This is a genomic window from Streptomyces sp. NPDC059080 (assembly GCF_042739975.1).
Classification (GTDB): Bacteria; Actinomycetota; Actinomycetes; order Streptomycetales; family Streptomycetaceae; genus Streptomyces; species Streptomyces benahoarensis.
The window spans coordinates 275997-278558 of record NZ_JBHYGX010000003.1; the positions used below are offsets into that span (position 1 = coordinate 275997).

Genomic DNA, 2562 nt, shown 5'->3' on the forward strand with positions numbered 1-2562 from the left:
CCCTGCGGCGGCCGCGCGGGCGGGGGGGGCGCGGGCCGCGCGCCGGCGGGCGGGCCCCCGCCCCCCCCGCGGGGGGCGCCCCCCCCCGGACCGGCACGACCCCGAGCTGCTGGCCGCCGCGTACGACCGTATTTTTCGGATGCATGGAAGGATCGGCCCATGGCGATGACGGCAGCGGTGAAGGATGAAATCTCCCGGCTCCCCGTCACCCGGACCTGCTGCCGGAAGTCGGAGGTCTCGTCGATCCTGCGGTTCGCGGGCGGTCTGCACCTGGTGAGCGGGCGCATCGTGATCGAGGCGGAGCTGGACACCGGCATCGCGGCCCGGCGGCTCCGCAAGGACATCCTGGAGATCTTCGGGCACTCCTCCGACCTGGTGGTGATGGCCCCCGGCGGGCTGCGGCGCGGCAGCCGGTACGTCGTACGGGTGGTGGCGGGCGGTGATCAGCTGGCCCGCCAGACCGGCCTGGTCGACGGCCGCGGCCGCCCGATCCGCGGGCTGCCCCCGCAGGTGGTGTCCGGCGCGACCTGCGACGCCGAGGCGGCTTGGCGCGGCGCCTTCCTCGCCCACGGTTCGCTCACCGAGCCGGGCCGTTCCTCGTCGCTGGAGGTCACCTGCCCCGGTCCCGAGGCGGCGCTCGCGCTGGTCGGCGCGGCCCGGCGGCTGGGCATCGGCGCCAAGGCGCGCGAGGTCCGCGGCGTGGACCGCGTCGTCGTCCGGGACGGCGACGCGATCGGCGCCCTGCTGACCCGGCTCGGCGCCCATGAATCGGTGCTGGCGTGGGAGGAGCGCCGGATGCGCCGCGAGGTGCGGGCCACCGCCAACCGCCTCGCCAACTTCGACGACGCCAACCTCCGCCGCTCGGCCCGCGCCGCGGTCGCGGCCGGGGCCCGGGTCCAGCGGGCCCTGGAGATCCTCGGCGAGGAGGTTCCCGAGCACCTCGCGGCGGCCGGGCGGCTGCGGATGGAGCACAAGCAGGCGTCCCTGGAGGAGCTGGGCGCCCTCGCCGACCCGCCGCTCACCAAGGACGCGGTGGCCGGCCGGATCCGCCGTCTGCTGGCGATGGCCGACAAGCGCGCACAGGACCTCGGCATCCCCGGCACCGAGTCGAATCTCACCGAGGAGCTGGCCGACGGAATGGTCGGCTGACCCCTTCACAAAACTCGCAGAAACCCGCTCCGTAGCAGGTCAGAGGCGGTTTGCCCCCGGTATCCGAGAGAATGCCGGGGGCTTTTCGTATCCGGGCGTGAGTGTGAGGTTGCGGCCGATGTCAATGTCACGTATGTCTCGCATTGGGGGTAGGGTCGAAGTCGGTCGGGGACATCCCATACAGCTCGCCGGTATCGCTGCCGGCGCACCAACGAGGAGATCGGTTTCGTGACGATCCGCGTAGGCATCAACGGATTCGGCCGCATTGGTCGCAACTACTTCCGCGCGCTCCTGGAGCAGGGTGCGGACATCGAGATCGTCGGTGTCAACGACCTGACCGACAATGCCACCCTGGTCCACCTGCTGAAGTACGACACCATCCTGGGCCGCCTCAAGCAGGACGTCAGCCACACCGACGACACGATCACGGTGGGCAACCAGACGTTCAAGACCATGGCGGAGCGCGACCCCGCCAACCTCCCGTGGGCCGAGCTGGGCGCCGACATCGTCGTCGAGTCCACCGGCATCTTCACCAAGAAGGCCGACGCCGCCAAGCACCTCGCGGCCGGCGCCAAGAAGGTCCTGATCTCCGCGCCCGCCAAGGACGAGGACATCACCATCGTCATGGGCGTCAACCAGGACCAGTACGACCCCGCCGCGCACCACGTCATCTCCAACGCCTCCTGCACCACCAACTGCGTGGCGCCGATGGCCAAGGTTCTCCTGGAGAACTTCGGCATCGTCAAGGGCCTGATGACCACGGTCCACGCCTACACCAACGACCAGCGCATCCTCGACTTCCCGCACAAGGACCTGCGCCGCGCCCGCGCCGCCGCGGAGAACATCATCCCGACCACCACCGGTGCCGCCAAGGCCACCGCGCTGGTGATCCCGGAGCTGGTCGGCAAGCTGGACGGCATCGCCATGCGCGTGCCGGTCCCCACCGGCTCCGTCACCGACCTCGTCGTCGAGCTGGAGCGCGAGGTCACCAAGGACGAGGTCAACGCCGCCTTCCAGAAGGCGTCCGAGGGCCGGCTCAAGGGAATCGTGGAGTACACCGAGGACCCGATCGTCTCCTCGGACATCGTCAACTGGCCGGCGTCCTGCACCTTCGACTCCTCCCTGACCATGGTCCAGGGCAAGAGCGTCAAGGTCATCGGCTGGTACGACAACGAGTGGGGCTACTCCAACCGCCTGGTGGACCTGACCACCTTCGTCGGCGGCAAGCTCTGATCTCCACCGGCTGAGCCGGTGGGCGCCCCGTGCCACGGGCGCCCACGCACCGAGATGTACGGTCGGGGGGGGGGGGCGGGCGCGGCGGGGCGGGAGCTCGGGGCGGCGCGGCCCGGCCGGCGACGGGCGAGTGCTTGGTAGTTACCGCTGGTAGTGGACGAGGGGCAAACACGCAGAGAC

Annotated in this window: 2 protein-coding genes; both read left to right on the forward strand. The window is 71.0% G+C overall.

From position 1 onward, the window contains the following. Positions 1-159 precede the first annotated feature (159 nt). A complete protein-coding gene (gene whiA / locus ACFWWQ_RS03585; protein ID WP_030282946.1) occupies positions 160-1149 on the forward strand; it encodes a DNA-binding protein WhiA in 990 nt (329 codons plus the stop codon). 228 nt (positions 1150-1377) lie between these two features. Further along, the gene (gene gap, locus ACFWWQ_RS03590) at positions 1378-2382 is read left to right on the forward strand and encodes a type I glyceraldehyde-3-phosphate dehydrogenase (RefSeq protein WP_384589404.1); all 1005 of its coding nucleotides are present in this window, start codon (positions 1378-1380) and stop codon (positions 2380-2382) included. Positions 2383-2562 lie beyond the last annotated feature (180 nt).